Origin of the sequence: Streptomyces nanshensis (assembly GCF_001751255.1) — a bacterium.
Lineage (GTDB): Bacteria > Actinomycetota > Actinomycetes > Streptomycetales > Streptomycetaceae > Streptomyces > Streptomyces nanshensis_A.
This window is the reverse complement of record NZ_LJGW01000145.1, coordinates 24,753-28,207: the sequence shown is the minus strand read 5'-3', so window position 1 is coordinate 28,207 and position 3,455 is coordinate 24,753. Positions and strand designations below refer to the sequence as shown.

At 73.7% G+C, this 3,455-nt stretch carries 2 protein-coding genes; both read right to left on the bottom strand.

Translation table 11 applies throughout. From position 1 onward, the window contains the following. Nucleotides 1-69: 69 nt before the first annotated feature. The gene (locus AN218_RS08745; protein WP_070016199.1) at nt 70-2,388 is read right to left on the bottom strand and encodes a SpoIIE family protein phosphatase; all 2,319 of its coding nucleotides are present in this window, start codon (nt 2,386-2,388) and stop codon (nt 70-72) included. 51 nt (nt 2,389-2,439) lie between these two features. Beyond that, nucleotides 2,440-3,069 carry a class I SAM-dependent DNA methyltransferase gene (locus tag AN218_RS08740; protein WP_079131953.1) on the bottom strand — a complete coding sequence of 210 codons (630 nt, stop codon included), beginning with the start codon at nt 3,067-3,069 and terminating at the stop codon, nt 2,440-2,442. Nucleotides 3,070-3,455 lie beyond the last annotated feature (386 nt).

The following is a 3,455-nucleotide window of genomic DNA, read 5'->3' as shown; positions in this document are numbered from 1 at the left end:
CGGGTGCGGCAGCGGGACGTAACCGCTCCCTGCCGCACCCGCGTTCGCGTACGCCCGTGCCGACTCCCGTCAGTTGACGGGCAGTTCGAACCAGACGACCTTGCCCGTCGAGAGCCGCGTCGCACCCCAGCGCCGTGCCAGCCGGTTGACGAGATACAGGCCGCGCCCGCCCTCGTCCGTCGCGCGCGCCTGCCGCAGCCGCGGCAGTTGCGGCACGTCGTCGCCGACCTCGCAGCGCAGCGTGTCCGTACGCAACAGCCGCAGCGTGATGGGACGTTCGGCATAGCGCACGGCGTTGGTGACGACCTCGCTGACCAGCAGCTCCACCGCGTCCGACAGCTCCTCCAGGTCCCAGCGGGCCAGCGCGCGCCGCGCGAGCCTGCGGGCCTGACCGGCGGTCTGCGCCCGCGGGTCCAGGAACCAGTACGCGACGTCGCTGGGCGCGATCCCGTCGAACCGGGCGGCGAGCAGCGCGATGTCGTCGTCGCGGTCGCCCGGCCCGAGGATGTCCAGCACCTCGTCGCACAGCGGCTCCAGCGGGGCCGAGGCGTCGGGACGGGTCAGCCGCGCCGTCGCCGTGAGCTTCTCGCGTAGATGCTCGATGCCCGTCCACACGTCACGCTGGCGCGACTCGACCAGCCCGTCGGTGTAGAGCAGCAGCGTCGCGCCCGCCGGGGCGTCCAGCTCGACCGCCTCGAAGTCCACACCGCCGACGCCGATCGGCGCGCCTGCCGGTATCCGCAGCACCTCCGCACGGCCGTCGCGGTGCAGCAGAACGGGCGGCGGATGACCGGCGTTGGCGATGATGATGCGGTGCGCGACCGGGTCGTAGACCGCGTACAGACAGGTCGCCATGCGGTCGCTGCCCAGGCGCTGCGCCTGCTCGTCGAGGTGGTGCAGCACCTCCTGCGGCGGCAGGTCGAGCCCGGCCAGGGTCTGCGCCGTCGTACGGAGCTGGCCCATGATCGCCGCCGACGTCATGGAGTGGCCCATCACGTCGCCCACGACGAGGGCGACCCGGCTGCCGGGCAGCGGGATCGCGTCGTACCAGTCGCCGCCGACCCGTGCCGTCTCCGCCGCCGGCAGATAACGGCTCGCGAGGTGGCAGCCCGTGGGCTGCGGCAGCTCGTCGGGAAGCATCGTGCGCTGCAACTCGTCGGCGATGTACGCCTCGCGGCCGTAGAGCACCGCCTTGTCGACGCCGAGCGCGGTGTGCGTCGCCAACTGGGCCGCGATCAGCAGGTCGTCGGGCTCGAAGGGCGCACGCTCCGGGCCGCGCAGAAAGACGGCGGCGCCGATGACTCTTCGGCGTCCGCGCAGCGGGGCGAGTATGGCGCGCTGCCCGGAGGGCACCTCGGGCGCGGAGCCGAGCAGTTCGGGCAGGGCGTCGCGGGCGGCGGGCGCGTCGGCGAAGACGGGACGTACGCCGCGCAGCACCTCGGCGAGCGGGCCTCCGTTGAGCACCTCGACGTACTCGGCGGCGCCCGCCGTACCGTCCGACACCGCGGAGAGCGAGGGCCCCGAGGCGGGAGTGCCGGGGTTGCCAGCGGCGTCGCCGTCCTGGCCCCGTTCGGCGGTGGAGACGGCGGCGACCATGGCGTGCGGATCGTCCGGGATGCGGTCGCTGCGCCGCAGCCGCAGCACGACCGGGCCCGTGGGGCGCTCGTCGCCGACGGGCAGCGGGTCGCGCAGATAGACGAGGATCGCGTCGGAGTACGCGGGGACGCTCGCCCGGCACAGTCCGAGCACCGTCTCGTCCAGGTCCATGCCGCGTGCGATGCGACGGGTCGCCGCGCCGACGAAGCGCAGCCGGTCGCCGCCGCGTCGCTCCCGCTCGGCGGCGTCGCCGTTGCCCGTGGCCGCCTCGGGGGCGGCGGGGTCGGGGGACGTTCCGGACGGGGCGGCCGGCGGTACGTCGGCGGCGGTCATGTCGCCGGTGGTCGGATGAGACACGGCACCGCTCTCCGCGGTCGGGGGTGGGGACGGTGCGCGGGACGGCCGCTTGGACGCGGATCCCGGCCCACCGTGGGACGGTTCGGGGACGGCACGGCCCGTGCCGCCCCTTGTGCCGGAGCCCCGCGGGCCCTCGGCGGCTTCGTGCTGTGACGAGGTGCGCCCGGCGCCGGAACGCGGACGCGAGGCGGAGCGCAACTGCTCGGCCTCGTCACCGCCCGCGCAGGAGCCGGGGAGTTCACTGCTGTGCGGCGTACGTGACGCCTCCGCCGCGGGTATCGCGGACCGCACACCGAAGCGCGGCGCCCCGGAGCGGGGCAGCCCGGGGGAGTCCGCCGGTGCTCCTCCCGCCGCGGGGGTGCCCACGGGTGGGAGCGGCGGCACTGCTGTACCGGTCGCAGGCTCTTTGTGCTCCGTCACGCGTTCGGTTTCCATCCATCCGGGGCCGCGCGTCTCGCGCGCGCGGCGCTCACTGCGCTCCGCTCCCTACGGCCGCCGGCGGCACTGCAGGAAGATCTGGATCTCGGGCGGCACGTCCGTGCTGGCCGGAGCGTAGGCATAGGAGTCCTCCCCGCAGATCTCGAAACCCGCGTCCCGCACGACCTGGCGCAATTCGTCCCGCAGGTAGCCGGATACCCGGATCGTGTTCCCCAGGAACGGCAACGAGAAGTCATCCACATCCGCTTCCACCATCGACATGGCCATCGGTGCGCCTTCCCGCAGTTGCTGGTGCAGCATGCGCAGGGCGTAGGGAATTTCGGCCCGCGGCAGCATCAGAAGGGAGAAGAAGGCGGCGACACCGTCGAACGGGCCGAGGTCGTAGCGCTCCACCTCGTAGATGTCCATGCGGCGGAACTCGCCGCCCGGCACGTTCTCCTCGGCGAGCTTGACCATCGCCCCGGACAGGTCGATGCCGGTGACCCGGTGCCCGGCCTCGGCGAGCTGACGCGCGGTCGGCAGCCCGGTGCCGCAGCCCAGGTCCAGTACGTGTGCGCCGGCGGGAAGCTGCTCGGCGAGCCAGGCGCCGGAGGCGATCTGGCCCTCCTTGTGCGGGAAGGCCTCGTCGTAGCGGTCACCGATCGCGTCGAAGGCGGCGGCCTGCCCGGCCCGGTCCATGCCTCCCCAGTCGAAGTCCTTGTAGGCACGCGCCTTCGACTTCGGTCGGCCCTCGCCGGTTCCGTCCGTGCCGCTCACGCTCGATCTCCTCTCTGGCCACGTGCCAAATCCCCGAGGGGGGAGGGGAGTTGTTGCAGCAGTGCGCCCACGGAGGTTGATCCTACGTTTGCAGTATGGGGGCGCAGCAAGGGGGAACGAGAGGTCGAAGCGGGCGCGTGTCGTCCGATACGTCCGGCACATCCGCGCAAGTACGGAACAAGGCGCCCTCCGCGGTGCCCGGCGGGCGACCGGGCGGCCCGCACGGGCGCCCTCGCGGCCTCCGGGGTCCGGCTGCCGGGACGAGTGGCCGGGGCGCGCACCGGATTCCGGACGCCCCGGGGTTCCGG

What these genes read in the sequence shown, in the direction of transcription:
- AN218_RS08745 (WP_070016199.1), bottom strand. Translation starts at nt 2,388, where the DNA reads ATGGAAACCGAACGCGTGACGGAGCACAAAGAGCCTGCGACCGGTACA.
- AN218_RS08740 (WP_079131953.1), bottom strand. Translation starts at nt 3,069, where the DNA reads ATGGACCGGGCCGGGCAGGCCGCCGCCTTCGACGCGATCGGTGACCGC.